Origin of the sequence: uncultured Tateyamaria sp. (assembly GCF_947487805.1) — a bacterium.
In the GTDB taxonomy this organism is placed as follows: domain Bacteria; phylum Pseudomonadota; class Alphaproteobacteria; order Rhodobacterales; family Rhodobacteraceae; genus Tateyamaria.
In genome coordinates this window covers 699,977-713,207 of the sequence record NZ_CANKXW010000002.1, presented here as the reverse complement: position 1 = coordinate 713,207, position 13,231 = coordinate 699,977, and the positions used below count along the sequence as shown (strand labels likewise).

At 63.7% G+C, this 13,231-nt stretch carries 13 protein-coding genes; 7 read left to right on the top strand and 6 right to left on the bottom strand.

From position 1 onward, the window contains the following. Nucleotides 1-21 precede the first annotated feature (21 nt). Complete coding sequence (locus Q0949_RS09180; RefSeq protein ID WP_299370778.1) at nt 22-600, top strand: cobalamin biosynthesis protein CobQ; 579 nt, start codon at nt 22-24, stop codon at nt 598-600. Nucleotides 601-766: 166 nt separating this feature from the next. On the opposite strand, the gene Q0949_RS09175 is transcribed toward Q0949_RS09180, so the two are convergent. Further along, nucleotides 767-1,087 carry a DUF6280 family protein gene (locus Q0949_RS09175; protein WP_039684470.1) on the bottom strand — a complete coding sequence of 107 codons (321 nt, stop codon included), beginning with the start codon at nt 1,085-1,087 and terminating at the stop codon, nt 767-769. A 219-nt stretch (nt 1,088-1,306) separates the two neighbouring features. Between Q0949_RS09175 and efp the strand changes: the two genes are divergently transcribed. Beyond that, nucleotides 1,307-1,870 carry an elongation factor P gene (gene efp / locus Q0949_RS09170; protein WP_299370776.1) on the top strand — a complete coding sequence of 188 codons (564 nt, stop codon included), beginning with the start codon at nt 1,307-1,309 and terminating at the stop codon, nt 1,868-1,870. A gap of 9 nt (nt 1,871-1,879) precedes the next feature. Here the strand turns inward: efp and Q0949_RS09165 are convergent, their stop codons facing one another. Then, nucleotides 1,880-2,620, bottom strand: coding sequence for a folate-binding protein (locus tag Q0949_RS09165; RefSeq protein WP_299370774.1), 741 nt, complete (start codon nt 2,618-2,620; stop codon nt 1,880-1,882). 71 nt (nt 2,621-2,691) lie between these two features. Between Q0949_RS09165 and Q0949_RS09160 the strand changes: the two genes are divergently transcribed. Further along, entirely contained in the window at nt 2,692-3,366 is a 675-nt protein-coding gene (locus tag Q0949_RS09160; protein WP_299370772.1) for a TIGR04283 family arsenosugar biosynthesis glycosyltransferase, read from the top strand. Here Q0949_RS09160 and Q0949_RS09155 read toward each other — a convergent pair whose 3' ends face one another. Next, nucleotides 3,367-5,241 (bottom strand): ABC transporter ATP-binding protein, encoded by a 1,875-nt coding sequence (locus Q0949_RS09155; RefSeq protein WP_299370770.1) that lies wholly within the window; start codon nt 5,239-5,241, stop codon nt 3,367-3,369. It lies immediately after the preceding gene. Nucleotides 5,242-5,390: 149 nt separating this feature from the next. Between Q0949_RS09155 and Q0949_RS09150 the strand changes: the two genes are divergently transcribed. Continuing rightward, nucleotides 5,391-6,599 (top strand): aminotransferase class V-fold PLP-dependent enzyme, encoded by a 1,209-nt coding sequence (locus tag Q0949_RS09150; RefSeq protein WP_299370768.1) that lies wholly within the window; start codon nt 5,391-5,393, stop codon nt 6,597-6,599. On the opposite strand, the gene Q0949_RS09145 is transcribed toward Q0949_RS09150, so the two are convergent. Together Q0949_RS09145 and Q0949_RS09140 are read right to left on the bottom strand one after the other, a co-directional pair. Then, complete coding sequence (locus Q0949_RS09145) at nt 6,596-6,814, bottom strand: hypothetical protein (protein WP_299370766.1); 219 nt, start codon at nt 6,812-6,814, stop codon at nt 6,596-6,598. The genes Q0949_RS09150 and Q0949_RS09145 overlap by 4 nt on opposite strands. Nucleotides 6,815-6,870: 56 nt before the next feature. Continuing rightward, nucleotides 6,871-7,974, bottom strand: a complete 1,104-nt coding sequence (locus Q0949_RS09140; protein ID WP_299370764.1) for a pyridoxal phosphate-dependent aminotransferase — start codon at nt 7,972-7,974, stop codon at nt 6,871-6,873. 96 nt (nt 7,975-8,070) lie between these two features. On the opposite strand from Q0949_RS09140, the gene Q0949_RS09135 reads away from it, so the two are divergent. Together Q0949_RS09135 and Q0949_RS09130 are read left to right on the top strand one after the other, a co-directional pair. Beyond that, entirely contained in the window at nt 8,071-8,235 is a 165-nt protein-coding gene (locus Q0949_RS09135; protein ID WP_299370762.1) for a Tat pathway signal protein, read from the top strand. Between the two features lie 61 nt (nt 8,236-8,296). Next, nucleotides 8,297-9,094, top strand: a complete 798-nt coding sequence (locus Q0949_RS09130; RefSeq protein ID WP_299370760.1) for a crotonase/enoyl-CoA hydratase family protein — start codon at nt 8,297-8,299, stop codon at nt 9,092-9,094. A gap of 101 nt (nt 9,095-9,195) precedes the next feature. Here Q0949_RS09130 and Q0949_RS09125 read toward each other — a convergent pair whose 3' ends face one another. Continuing rightward, a complete protein-coding gene (locus Q0949_RS09125; RefSeq protein WP_299370758.1) occupies nt 9,196-12,324 on the bottom strand; it encodes a valine--tRNA ligase in 3,129 nt (1,042 codons plus the stop codon). Between the two features lie 99 nt (nt 12,325-12,423). Between Q0949_RS09125 and Q0949_RS09120 the strand changes: the two genes are divergently transcribed. Continuing rightward, nucleotides 12,424-13,194, top strand: coding sequence for a DUF3592 domain-containing protein (locus Q0949_RS09120; RefSeq protein WP_299370756.1), 771 nt, complete (start codon nt 12,424-12,426; stop codon nt 13,192-13,194). Nucleotides 13,195-13,231: the final 37 nt, after the last annotated feature.

Below are 13,231 nucleotides of genomic sequence, written 5' to 3'. Positions count from 1 at the left end.
GACAGGCGCGGGCGTGACTGAATGAACACGCCGGCGCACCTTCTGATCGGAGCTGCGGCTTTTGGCAGGCCCATGCGCACCGGTGTTCTGTTGGCGGCTTTTCTTGGCGGCCTGCTGCCGGACCTGTCGCTCTACCTCATGGCGGGCACGTCTCTGTTCGTGCTGGGGATTTCCCCGCAACGGGTGTTCAACGAACTTTACTTCTCCGACGCATGGCAGACCGTATTTGCCATCGATAATTCGTTTGTTCTGTGGGGGATCCTGTTGGCGGTGGCGCTGTGGTGGCGTGTGCCCTGGGCCATTGCGTTGACGGGGGCTGCGATGCTGCACCTGAGCCTCGATTTTCCACTGCACCATGACGACGGGCGGCCGCATTTCTGGCCCGTGTCGGATTGGGTGTTCGAAAGCCCGTTCAGCTATTGGGACCGGGCCCATGGCGCCATGTGGATCGCCCCGATCGAAGGCGTCATCGCGCTGGCTGCGGGGATTGTCCTGCTGCTGCGCCGCGAGCCGATCTGGGCCATGGTGATGACGATGATCCTGATGGCGGCCGAGGTGTGGATTGTGCGGCAGTGGCTGTTTTTCTTCATCGACAGCTAGAGCGACATGCAACTGACCAGGAACATGCTCCATCTTCAGACCCGTCGAAGTCTGGGTTGAATGGGTCAGGCTTTTAAGTTTCTGCTTTGGGGCAGGCCACAGGGCAAAAGAAAACGCGCCCGGCAGAGGGGCGCGTTTTCCTTAGCAGCAGTCGTGTGGCGCAGGATCAGGCGGCTTCGGCCTGTTGTGCTGCGTTGCGACGCTCGGACTCCTCACGGCTCAGCGCCACGGATGTCCGCACACCTTTGCCCACGAATTCCATCAGCCCTTCCACGACACGTTCGTTCGGGTCGATACCCGCACAGCTCAGGACTTCACGTCCGTCGCGCGACCGTGCCCAGCGAGCGATCTGCTCAGGGCCATTTCCATATTTCTTGTCATCGGCGATTGCATCGTCGAGGGCAGCCAATACGACGGCTGCAAACAGTTTACGTGCACGGTTGCCTTGTTCATTGTTAAAGGCTGTGCCGTCAACGAAATCTTTCATTCGTCGTCCTTCCTTTATTCTTGCTCTTGTCTTTCCGGCGTGACGCTCGTTATGGCCTATCCCTACCGATTCGGATACCCCATATTTGCATGGCACCCTTGCGCTGAGCGCATATCTCGCTGCGGGTGCAGCACAGTATTTGGTTGTCTTGCCGCGTCTCCATCACCGAGATATAGGGGGCATCAACTTTTCATCAACCTTTTGCCATGGTTTTGACACATGCCTAAAATTAACGGAAACGAGATCCGCCCCGGAAACGTGCTGGAGCACAACGACGGCCTGTGGGCCGCGGTCAAGGTGGACCACGTGAAGCCCGGCAAGGGCGGCGCCTTTGCTCAGGTCGAGATGCGCAACCTGCGCAACGGATCCAAGCTGAACGAACGGTTCCGCAGCGCCGACAAGGTCGAGCGCGTGCGCCTCGAACAGAAAGACCAGCAGTTCCTCTACGAAAATGACGGGATGCTCGTCTTCATGGACACCGATACGTACGAACAGATCGAACTGCCCGCCGAAATCCTCGGCGACCGGCGTCCGTTCCTTCAGGACGGTATGACCATCGTGGTCGAATTCTACGAGGCCGAGGCGTTGAACGCGACACTGCCGCAGAAAGTAACCTGCAAGATCGTCGAGACCGAGCCGGTGGTCAAAGGTCAGACGGCTGCCAACTCTTTCAAGCCTGCGATCCTCGACAACGGGATCAAGGTCATGGTGCCGCCCTTCGTCGGGCAGGACGAGGACATCGTCGTCAACACCGAGACGATGGAATATTCCGAGCGCGCCTGATCTCGGAGATCAGTCGGCGGCGTCCCACGTGACGGTGGCGTCGCCCGCCTGCATGGCCCCGCGCGCCCGGTCAAAGCGCAGGTAGGCCAGCGCGGTATCGCCTGACCGGCTGTGCAGCGTGCCCACCGGTTTGCCATCGGCGGTGATGGCGGTGCCCGGCTCCGCCGCACCCGTCACCTGCACCTGCACCAGCCCCTTGCGCAGGGTCGTCTTGTGCTTCATCCGCGCGGTCACCTCCTGTCCGACATAGCAGCCCTTGCGGAAATCCACGCCTTGCAACGCCTCGAACCCGGCCTCAAGGATATAGGTGTCGGGATGCAGGTCCGCCCCGCTTTGCGGGATGCCATGCGCCACATAGATGGCGGCCCAATCCTCCGTGTCTTCCTGCGGCGCATCGCGGTAGGCGCGCCAGCCAAGGGCGGGATGCCGCGGGTCGGCCAAGCCGTCGGACGGCACATCGCCCAGCCCGCGGTGCAGGAACAGGTCCGCATCCTCGATCGCCACATCCGCGCGCAGCTTGTACATGCTCAGCCGCTGGCGCAGGGCAGGGGCCTGACCCGCATCGGCATCCAGCAGCACCGCGTCGCCATCGGCGACCAGAAAGAAATCCGCCAGATACTTGCCCTGTGGCGTCAGCAGCGCGGCATAGACCAGACCGGCGTCGATCCGCTCCACATCATTCGTGACAAGCCCTTGCAGAAAACTCCGCACGTCACGGCCGGTCAGGCGGAGGATTTCACGGTCAGACATCAGGCGTTCCTTTCCCAGCGGGTCCTTTTCATATAACAGCCAACTCCACGTGCAAAAGGGGAGAAGGCGTCGTGCCCGCACCAATATCCGTGATCGTACCCACGCTGAACGCGGCGCCGCAGCTTCAGGCCTGTCTGGCTGCGTTGATGGAGGGCGTCGAGGCGGGCCTGATCGCAGAGCTGATCGTGACCGATGGTGGTTCAACGGATGAAACGCGCGTGCTGGCAGAGGCTTGGGGGGCCAACTTCTGCGAAGGCCCCGCCTCGCGCGGGGGCCAATTGCGCCGTGGCTGTGACATGGCGCGGGGCCAATGGTTGCTGATCCTGCATGCGGACACCGTTCTGGCACCCGGCTGGACCGCTGCGGTGGACGCGCATCTCTGGCAGGCGCGGGCGGGCTATTTCGCGTTGCGCTTTGATCATGGGGGGCGCTTCGTTGCTGGATGGGCCAACCTGCGGGCCCGCTTCCTCGGGCTGCCATACGGGGATCAGGGGCTCTTGATCCGCCGCACGCTCTATGACGCGGTGGGTGGGTATCAGGACATTCCGCTGATGGAGGATGTCGCCATGGCCCGCGCGCTGTCGGGGCAGTTGCAGGCGCTGGACGGTGTGGCAGTGACCAGTGCCGCCAAGTACCGTCATCAGGGCTGGATACGGCGCGGCGCGCGCAATCTTTGGACCTTGCTGCGTTATCTGTCGGGGGCCGACACACAGGCCCTGGCCCGGGCCTACCGCCGCGAACGCTGATCAGCCCGCCAGACGTGTCCAGAGCCGGGTCAACAGGCCCGGTGCGGGCGGTTCGGCCCGCTGCCCATCGCCGCCAAATCCGGGCGTCATGGTCCCGTCGATGACCGTTTTGCCGTCCTTGAACTGCAAGCGGTAGAGATCGGCATAGATCCCGCCGCGCTCCAGCAACTCTTCGTGTGTGCCGGAATCCATCACTTTGCCGCGGTCCATGACCACGATCTTGTCAGCCCCGCGAATGGTGGCCAACCGGTGCGCGATCACCAGTGTTGTGCGCCCCTTGGACAACCGGTCGAGCGCGGTCTGCACCACCTTTTCCGATTGGGCATCCAGCGCCGAGGTCGCCTCGTCCAGAAGCAGCACAGGCGTGTCGCGCAACAGCGCGCGCGCGATCACCACCCGTTGCCGCTGTCCACCAGACAAGGCAGAGCCGCGCGGCCCCACATGGGTGTCGAGGCCATCGGGCAGCTTGTCGAGAAAGTCGGTCACATGAGCCGCATCAAGTGCCGCCTGCAAGCGGTCGTCGCTGACATCCGTGCGCCCCAGCAACACATTTTCCCGCAAGGTCTCATCGAACAGCAGCGCCTCTTGCGTCACCACGGAGTAAAGCCCACGCAGATCGGTCAGCGACATCTCGATGGTGGGCACCCCGCCAATGCGCACCGTACCGCTTTGCGGATCCACAAGGCGCGTCAGCAGGTTGAAGATGCTGGATTTCCCGGCACCCGAAGCCCCCACCAGCGCAGTTGTCTCGCCGGGCCGCGCAATCAGGCTGACATCGTCCAGCACGCGCGTGTCACCATAGGACAGCGACGCGCCCTCGATGGCAATTTCGGGCACCCCACCTGGGGCCACTGCGGGCGTGTCGGGGGAGGTGAGCGCCAATGGTGCGTCCAGCAATTCCTTGACCCGCTCGATGGACGCCGCCGCCGCCTGCCACAGGCCCGAAATGTTGCCCAGCCGCCGCATCGGATCAAAGGCAAAGCCCATCGCGGTAAAGAACGTCATGAACTGGCCGATGGTCTTTTCGCCCGAGATGATCTCGGACCCGCCATAAAGGATCACGGCCATGAACCCGACGCCCGAGATGATGTCGATCATCGCCGGGATGGTCGCGGCACCAAAGGCGGTTTTTGACTCGGTCTTGATGAACCGTTGGGTCAGACTGCGATATTGCGACGCCTGGTAACGTTCCAGCGCGTTCAGCTTGATCTGCACGATGCCGTGAAATACCTCATCCAGCCGCGTGGCCAGCGTGGCGCCCAGATCGCGCGACTTGCGCGCCTGCGCCCGCACGAACCGCTGCGCCATGGCTGCCGGCAGGACCAGAACGGGGATGCCGATACAGGCCAGCAGGGCCCAGACCGGATCGACGCTGATCGCCACGCCCAGCAGGACAATCAGCCCCATCAGGTCGCGGCCCGCGCCGGTGATGATGGCGCGCCACACGTCGCCCACCGCGCCCACATCGCCCTGTACCCGCTGGATCAGGAACCCCGGCGGGTGGATCTGGTGAAAGGCGCCGTCCTGCAACATGATCCGGTCCAGCAGGTCCATCCGCAGCGCGGCACTGGTCTTGAGCGCCACGCGGGTCAGGATCAGCTTTTGAATGACCGACGACACGGCGCGCACCACGAATGTCATCACGACCAGCGCGCCCACCCAGAACAGCATGCCCGCGTCCCCGGCCACAAAGACCTGATCGAACATCGGTTCCATCAGCTTGGCCAGCGCCCCCAGCATCGATCCTTCGATCAGCATGAAGAACACGGCCACACCCATGATGCGCGCGTGCTTTTTCAGATAGTTGGTCCAGAGCCACCGCAGCAACGGGCCCGAAGGTGCACTTGGCGTGTCTGGTGTGTTGGGTGAGGTCACGTGTGGATACGTGCGGCGTGCGGGCCGCGCTCCGATCTGTTCCGTTGAGCCAAAGATGTATCGCGGGCGGTGGGGCAGGGCAAGCACTGCGCTGATTGACGCCGCGCCGCAGCACGCTAGGGTGCGCGGGCAACGCTTCGGAGAACGCCATGTCCACCACATCCATCGCCAGTCAGGGTCGTGCCTACCTTGCCATTCCGGGCCCGTCCGTCATGCCCGAGGCCGTGTTGCAGGCGATGCACCGCGCGGCCCCGAATATCTATGCGGGCGAGCTGATCGATATCGCGGCCAGCCTTGTGCCGGATCTTAAGGCCGTGGCGCGGACGGATGGCCATGTTGCCATGTATATCGGCAACGGCCACGCCGCATGGGAGGCCGCATTGGCCAACACGGTGGCTCCCGATGACACGGTACTGGTGCCCGCAACAGGGCGCTTTGCCCATGGTTGGGCCGAGATGGCCGAGGGGCTGGGCGCGCGCGCGCAAATCCTCGACTTTGGCAAGCGCGCGCCATGGGATCTGGACCAGATCGCCGACGCCCTGCGCGCTGATACCGGCCATGCGATCAAGGCGGTACTGGCGGTGCATGTCGACACGTCCACATCCGTGCGCAACGATGTGCCCGCGCTGCGGCGTATTCTCGACGATCTGGACCACCCCGCGCTTTTGATGGCCGATTGCATCGCGTCACTGGGCTGTGACCGGTTCGAAATGGACGCCTGGGGTGTGGATGTGATGGTCACGGGCTGTCAAAAGGGGCTGATGGTGCCGCCGGGCATGAGTTTCGTGTTCTTCAACGACCGCGCGCAGGCCGTGCGCGCCGCCATGCCCCGCGTCAGCCGCTACTGGGATTGGGAACCGCGCGCCAACCCGCAAGAGTTCTTTATGTACTGGAACGGCACCGCGCCCACGCATCACCTCTATGGGCTGCGCACCGCGCTCGACATGATCCACGCCGAGGGGATCGAGCATGTCTGGGCCCGCCACACCCTGCTGGCGCGCGCGATCTGGGCCGCCTGCGAGACGTGGGCACAGACCGGCCCGCTCGAATTGAACGTGGCCCGCGCCGAGGATCGCAGTACCGCCGTCACCGCCTTGCGGCTGGGTTCCCCGCACGGCACCGCGCTGCGTGACTGGGTGTCCGAACATCTGGGCCTGACGCTCGGCATCGGTTTGGGCATGGCCCCTCCGGGGGATCCGGCCTGGCACGGGTTTTTCCGGCTGGGCCATATGGGCCATGTGAACGGCCACATGATCATGGGCCTCCTGGGCGGCATCGAAACGGGTCTGACCGCGCTCGATATCCCGCACGGGACCGGCGCGCTCGAGGCCGCGGCACAGGTGATTGCCAAGGGCTAGACGTTCTTGCCACGCCGGATCGATGCGGCCTGCCGTTCTGCGGCCCAAACGCGGCCGCGCTCGATCAGGTGGTTAACGCCAAGCCCCAGCAATACGGCGGCGATCAGGCCCCAGATCGCCCAGATTGCAACAAGGATCCACGTGATGTTTACGCCGAACATGACAATGCAGGCGCTGGTGTAATTCGGCGCGCGGCCCATGCGGTGATCGTCCATGACACCCTCGAAGACAAAGCGAACTGCCCGCGAGTATACTGCGACATTCTGACGTGTCAGCCCCCCTGCGCCTCCGCGAGGGCAGGGGGTAGCGCGGTGGCAAAGGCCGCCAGGTCGGCCTGCGTGCCACAACTGACCCGGATGCAACGGTTTTGCGGCGCGGCAAAGGGCATGCGCACGAAGATGCCCCGCGCGATCAGGCCATCGAGCACCGCTTTGGCGAAGGCCCCGTCGCGCCCGCAATCGATGGCCACGAAATTTGTGGCCGACGGCAGGGGCGTCAGCCCGTTCTCGGTCGCGATCCGGGCGATGGTCTCGCGTGCCGCCCCGATCTGTGCAACGACGCTGCGTAGGTAATCCTGGTCCTGCAATGCCGCCAGCGCCCCGGCCTGTGCCGACCGGTTCATGCCGAAATGATTGCGCACCTTGTTGAACGCATCAATCAACGGGGCCGCCCCAATCGCATAGCCGACCCGCGCCCCCGCCATGCCATAAGCCTTTGAAAAGGTGCGCATCCTGACGACGCGCGGGTCAGTGGGGGCGATGTCCGGCGCGGTGCCTGCGGGCGCGCATTCGACATAGGCCTCGTCAAGGATCAGCACGGTGCCCTCGGGCAGGTGCGCCATCGCGCGCAGCAGGGTCGCACCATCATGGACCGTGCCCATCGGATTGTCGGGATTGGCGAGGTAAACCAGCTTGGCCCCAACCTCCGCCGCCTTGGCAAAGAGGGACGCGGGGTCTTCGTGGTCGTCCACATAAGGCACGGTGTGGATGGTGCCGCCGTAGCCCGCGACATGGTAGTTGAACGTCGGATACGCGCCCAGCGACGTCACAACATGATCACCGGGCCCCACGAACAGACGCGCGAGGTACCCCAGCAGGCCGTCGATCCCTTCGCCCACCATAATGTGTTCGGGCGCGATCCCGTGATGGGTGGCAAGGGCTTGGCGCAGGTCGTGGTTTTCCGGGTCGCCATACATCCACTGCCCGGCCTGCGCCATCGCGGCCACGGCAGCGGGCGAGGGGCCAAAGACGCTCTCATTGGCCCCCAGCCGCGCGTCGAACGCCGCACCACGCGCGCGCTCCTGCGCTTCGGGGCCGACAAAGGGCACGGTCGAGGGAAGGCTGGCGGCAAGCGGGGTCAGGCGAAGATCTGTCATGGCCAAGGCCTAGCGCGGGCGCGCGGCGTGGGCAAGGATTTGGAGATTGGGCGGGGCGCTCCTATATGAGAATCATTCGCAACTAGGGAGCGAGATATGCCAGACCTGACACGCCGCGGTTTCATCGTCACCGCACTGGCGGCCAGTGCGGTGCGCACAGTGCCTGCCGTAGCCACCCGCACAGGGGGGCGCCGCATCCTGACGCTGGTCTATGACAAGGGCCTGGGCATGATGCGCGCCGTGGAACGCGTGGTGCCCTGACGTTTTTCTGGCCAAGTCAACAGCAATCGGCTTGGGTGGGGCAAAGCAGAAGGAACTCGCCATGTCCGACACGCCCCGCGTCACCATCACCTACGAAGATCACATTGCCCACGTCCGCTTGACACGGCCCGACAAGATGAACGCGGTCGATCAGGCCATGATCGACGCCGTGATTGCTGCGGGTCTTGAGGTTGCGGCCTCGGACGCGCGCGTCTGCGTTGTGTCGGGCGCGGGCAAAGGATTTTGCGCTGGCATTGACGTGGGCAGCCTTGGCGCGATGATCGGCAAGGATCCGGGTGAGCTGCTGATGCCACGCACCCACGGGGACGGCACCACGAACCAGTGGCAGGAGGTTGCGATGGTCTGGACCCGCTGTCCTATGCCCGTGATCGCCGCCGTGCATGGCGTGTGCTATGGCGCGGGGCTGCAACTGGCGCTGGGGGCTGACATCCGCATCGCGTCGCCCGATGCCAAACTGGCGGTTATGGAGATGAAGTGGGGCATCGTGCCGGATATGGGCGGGATGGTCCTGTTGCCGCGTCTCGTGCGGTCGGATGTGTTGCGCAAGTTGACCTACACTGCGACCCCGATCGGGGCGGCGCAGGCCGAAGCGTGGGGGCTGGTGACCGAGCTGGCCGACGATCCGGTTGCGGCTGCGCTCGAGTTGGCCGCGGGCCTGACGCAGAAATCGCCCTCGGCTCTGCGTGCGGCCAAGGCATTGATTGCATTCGCGGAATCCCATCCGGCTGAGGATGTCCTGTTGGAGGAAAGCCGCGCCCAAGCCGCGCTGATCGGGACGCCCGACCAGATGGAGGTCGTCGCCGCCCAGATCCAGAAACGCCCGCCTGTGTTCACGTGATCCAAAGGCCGCCTTGCGGCGACGCGATTCTTGGCGGCGGCTGACAGGTGAGCCCTCATTTTGCGTGCGCGGGTGCCTGAACAGCCACCCGCAGCACCGGCTCAGAGTTCCTTGAGCCGGGCCAGAGCCTCTTGCAGTTTGGCTTCTTCGTCTTCGCGCAGGGCGAGGTTGGCCTTGGTTTCCTCGACCACCTCTGCGGGCGCGCTTTCGGCGAATTTCGGGTTCTTGAGCCGTCCGCGCAGACCGCCCAGTTCCTTGGCCAGCTTGCCGAGGGTCTTTTCGAGCCGGGCCACTTCGGCGTCTACATCGATGACATCCGCAAGGGGCAGACCGAAGGTGCCGCCCGAAACAGCGAGGGCCACGGTGCCTTTGGGGAAATCAGCGACTTCTTCGAGGCTTTCGAGCCGGGCGAAGCGGTGGATCAGCGCCTTGTTGCGCTCGTATGCCGCTTTGGCGTCTGGCGCGAACCCCTTGACCACGCACGGCACGTAGGCACCGGCGGGGACGTGCATCTGCGCGCGGGCCGAGCGGATGGCCTCGATCAGCTTGATGACCCAGTTCAGTTCGACATCTGCCTCGGCATCCACGAGGTCGGTGGTATAGTCCGGCCAGTCAGCGTGGATCAGACGTTTGGGACGCTGTTTTTGTTGCCAGAGCTCTTCGGTGATGAAGGGCATGATGGGGTGCAGCAGGATCAGGCATTGATCCAGCGCCCAGGCATAGGTGGCCTTGGTTTCCGCGATTTCTTCGGCGGTGCCTTCGTCAAAGATCGGTTTGGTGAATTCCAGATACCAGTCGCAGAACGTGTTCCAGGTGAAGGCGTAGAGCGCGGAGGCCGCGTCGTTGAAGCGGTAATCGGTCAGGGCCTGGTCCACGATTTCGCGGGTTTTGGCCACTTCGCCCTTGATCCAGCGGTTGAGCGGGTGGCGTGTCCCCGCGGGGACAGTGTCGGAATGGGGCAGGTCAAACACGCCGCGCATCTCGCCGTAGCTGGCCGCGTTCCAGAGTTTGGTGCCGAAGTTGCGGTAGCCCGCGATGCGCTGGGTGTCGAGTTTGAGCGTGCCGCCGAGCGACGCCATAGCCGCGGAGGCAAAGCGCAGGGCATCCGCGCCGTATTCGTCGATCAGGTCGAGCGGGTCCACGACGTTGCCGGTGGATTTCGACATCTTCTTGCCCTTGGCGTCGCGGACGAGGCCGTGGAGGTAGACGGTGTCGAAGGGGATGGTATCGGTAACAGCCAGCTGCATCATCATCATGCGGGCAACCCAGAAGAACAGGATGTCCTGGCCGGTGATGAGGTCACTCGTCGGAAAATACTTGGCGAGTTCGTCCGTGTCCTCGGGCCAGCCGAGGGTGCCAATGGGCCAGAGGCCGGAAGAGAACCAGGTGTCGAGGACGTCTGGGTCGCGCACCAGTGAAACCCAAAACTGGTCCTCATCCGTGGTTTCGCCGCCTTTCCCCCGCAAATTTATCTGTGTGTGAAGCCTTGGGTGCAAATCGCCAACGGTTCCCGACGCTTTTCCGAGTGAGATTTCAAAGCGATCTCCATAGTATTCGCGCGCACTATTGAGCACGGATTTTTCATCTGCAGCGCAGAAGGCGACCGCATTGTCGAGCTTCCACCAATAGGTTTCATCGGCGGCTTCGCGATCGCGTTGATCAGCAATCCCGTTTTGGAGGAATTCTTCGTCAAACTTGGGCCCATACCAAACCGGGATCTGGTGCCCCCACCAAAGCTGGCGCGAGATGCACCAAGGCTCGATGTTTTCGAGCCAGTGGTAATAGACCTTCTCCCCGCTTTCGGGCAGGATTTTGACGTCGCCATTGCGCACCGCGTCTAGCGCGGGGCCGACGATCTTGTCGGTGTCCACGAACCATTGGTCGGTGAGCAGGGGTTCGATGACCACCTTGGAGCGGTCGCCGAAGGGCTGCATGATGGGTTTGTTTTCGACCATGGGGATGGTGGGCAGATTGCCCACCCTACGGTCGGGGTCTGCCTCGGCCTCGGCGTCGTAATCCGGGTTGGGGATCATGACAGCGTTGCCTTCGGCGGTGATGTCGGCGACCACACGTTTGCGGGCCTCTTCACGGGTGAGGCCGCGGTATTCGTCCGGCACCAGGTTCATGGCGGCGATCATCGCCTCGTCGAACTCTTGTTTACCGTTGGCGATGGCCTGGGCCACGGCGGCCTCTTTGGCGTATGGTTGGCCGTCGGCGCGCATGTTCGCCTTTGTGTCCATCAGGTTGTACATCGGGATGCCGCCGCGTTTGGCGACCTGATAGTCATTGAAGTCGTGCGCACCGGTGATCTTGACCGCGCCGGAGCCGAAGTCGGGGTCGGGGTATTCGTCCGTGATGATCGGGATAAGACGACGGTGTTCCTTGGGGCCAACCGGAATTTCGCAAAGTTTTCCGACGATTGGCGCGTAGCGCTCATCCGATGGGTGAACAGCGACGGCGCCGTCGCCCAACATGGTTTCGGGGCGCGTCGTGGCGATGGAGATGTAGTCGCGTTCCTCGGTCAGGGTGACGTTCCCGTCCGCGTCCTTTTCCACATAGGTGTAGGTCTCGCCGCCCGCGAGCGGGTATTTGAAGTGCCACATGTGGCCCGGCACTTCGATGTTCTCGACCTCGAGGTCCGAGATCGCTGTCTCGAAATGCGGGTCCCAGTTGACCAGCCGCTTGCCGCGGTAGATCAGGCCCTTGTTGTACATGTCGACAAAGACCTTGATCACCGCGTCGTGGAAGTTGCCATCGTTCCCGTCGGGCGCACCCGGCGCGCCGGACATGGTGAAGGCCTCGCGCGACCAGTCGCAGGACGCGCCGAGGCGCTTGAGTTGGGACACGATGGTGCCGCCGCTTTCGGCCTTCCAATCCCAGATCTTTTGCGTGAACGCCTCGCGGCCCAGTTCGGTCCGGCTGGGCTGTTGCTGTTCGGCCAGACGCCGTTCGACCACCATTTGCGTGGCGATGCCGGCGTGGTCCGTGCCCGGTTGCCAGAGCGTGTCAAAGCCGCGCATCCGGTGCCAGCGGACCAGCACGTCCTGAAGCGTGTTGTTGAACGCGTGGCCCATGTGCAGGACGCCGGTGACGTTGGGGGGCGGGATCATGACGCAGTAGGTCGCCGCATCCGTGCGTGCGTTTGCCCCGGCGGCAAAGCAGCCCGCAGCCTCCCAATCGGCATAGATCCGAGGTTCGACTTCGGCGGCGTTGAACTTTCCCAGTGCCATGGCGCTGATCCCTTTTTCTGTTGGCCGTGAGATAGCGGTGGGGGCCGGTGAAGGGAAGGGGGGTTTTGGCGCCCGTGATGTTGGATTAGCCTGCGGTGCATGAAGGATTACACCGATGGGCCCGCGCCCGGTGTCTTTGTTCTGTGGATTGCCAAGGGGGCGTTGTTTCCTGTTGTGCTGGTGATCTTTGTCGGCTTTGCTGCGGCCTTCAGTTACCAGTCGCTCAAGCTGGGACTGGCGTTTGATGTCGAGGGGATTGTGACCTCGGCCACCGTGACGGATCGGCGGACGGAGACCTTGCGGCGCGATGGGGAGACCGAGACGGCGTACCATGTGACCTTTGCCTACGAGACTGCGGATGGTCCGATGGTGGTGGAGCGCAAGGTCAGTCGGGGCGTTTTCCGCGATATGGTGCCGGGTGCATCGCGCGATATCCGGTATCTGGCCAGTCGGCCACGGGTCATGGAACACACGGTTGGTCACATCTGGCAGGGCGGTCAGGTCATGCGGTGGGTGTCGCTGGGGTTTGGCCTTGCTGCGCTTGGTGCGTTCTGGTGGACCGCGCGCCCGGCTGTCGAGGCGTTGCGGGCCAGGAAATACGGTCGGGCGGAGTGGGCCAAGGTGCACTATGTTGATGAGCGTGTCAGCAAGTCCAAGGATGCGGAGTCGCGGACATATGTGCTGGTTTGGCGCGATGCGCGGGGTGAGATGGGGGAAAGCCTGCCGTCAAGCTCCAGGACCCGCTATTTCCGGTATGGACCCACATCCGACATCGAGGTTTTTCGCGACAGCCGGGGCAAAACATGGTGGGTTGGCGATGTCGGCCCGCGCGCGGCTGCGGCCACCGTGCCGGATGTTGGCAAGTCCTAGTCGTTTCTGGCTCTGGACACTGGCTCAGGTGTCGCTA